The 979-nt window shown below is 70.1% G+C and carries 1 protein-coding gene; it reads left to right on the plus strand.

Going from position 1 to position 979, the window contains the following annotated elements; all coding sequences use genetic code 11:
* The coding region (locus Raf01_RS49120) for a helix-turn-helix domain-containing protein (RefSeq protein WP_239134602.1) at positions 1-911 on the plus strand (911 nt) is incomplete at its 5' end.
* Between the last annotated feature and the right edge of the window lie 68 nt (positions 912-979).

Raw genomic sequence — 979 nt, forward strand, 5'->3', positions numbered from 1 at the left:
CCCGCGCCGGCGCGCCCGCTTGGGACATCACGGTCCCGACACCAGGGCCAGCTCGGCTGGCCGGAGTCGCGATGGCTGGGTTCAGCGATCGCGTGGTGACGCCCGTCGATGTTGAGATGGTGGCGCACCCGGCGGTCGCCCTGATCTTCGATCTCGGAGATGGGCCGCTTGAGGTGGACGACGGGAATGGTCGGCTCCAGCGTGACAGGGTGGTCGCCGGGCTCGGGCCGCAGGGTGCGCGTGGGCGGGGGCCGACGGGAAGTTTCGAGTGCCTTCAGGTGCGGTTGTCGCCGGTGGTCGCGTACACGGCCCTCGCTGCCGTGCCCGATCTCAGCGGTGCAGTCGTGTCGCTCGACGCTCTCTGGGGACGCGAAGCCGCGCGGTTGCAGGAGCAACTCCGCGCTGCCGGATCGTGGAAAGGTCGGTTCGTGATCGCGGAGGCCGCGCTTGCTCGACGCCTGGACGCCGGTCGTGCGATCGATCCCGAGGTCGCGTACTGCTGGGAGCGGCTGATGGCAAGTGGAGGGCGGGCACGGGTCGAGGGATTGGCGACGGCGGTCGGGTGGAGCCGCAAACGGCTATGGTCCCGGTTCCGATCACAGATCGGCCTCACACCCAAGCGTGCCGCCCGTCTGATCCGCTTCGACGCCGCTGCCCACGGGCTCGCCGCCGGACGCAGCCCCGCCACAGTGGCGGTCGAGGCCGGTTATGCCGACCAGTCCCACCTTCATCGCGAGGTCCAAGACTTCGCTGAAACGACGCCCGCCGCCGTCGCAGCAGCGCCGTTTCTGGCTATCGACGACGTAGCCTGGCCCACCGACGGACGATCCGGGCTCATCGCCGGCAGAGGCCGGTCGAGGCGCCCTGCAATGTCGCCTCAGACAGAGCTCCGTGCGAGGTGGGCTTACTGACGACCGGCGGGAGCTGGCCAGCATCAACGGAGCGACGCCGACGAGTTCCAGGACCGGTTCTGGGGCCG

Source organism: Rugosimonospora africana (assembly GCF_016862975.1).
Classification (GTDB): domain Bacteria; phylum Actinomycetota; class Actinomycetes; order Mycobacteriales; family Micromonosporaceae; genus Rugosimonospora; species Rugosimonospora africana.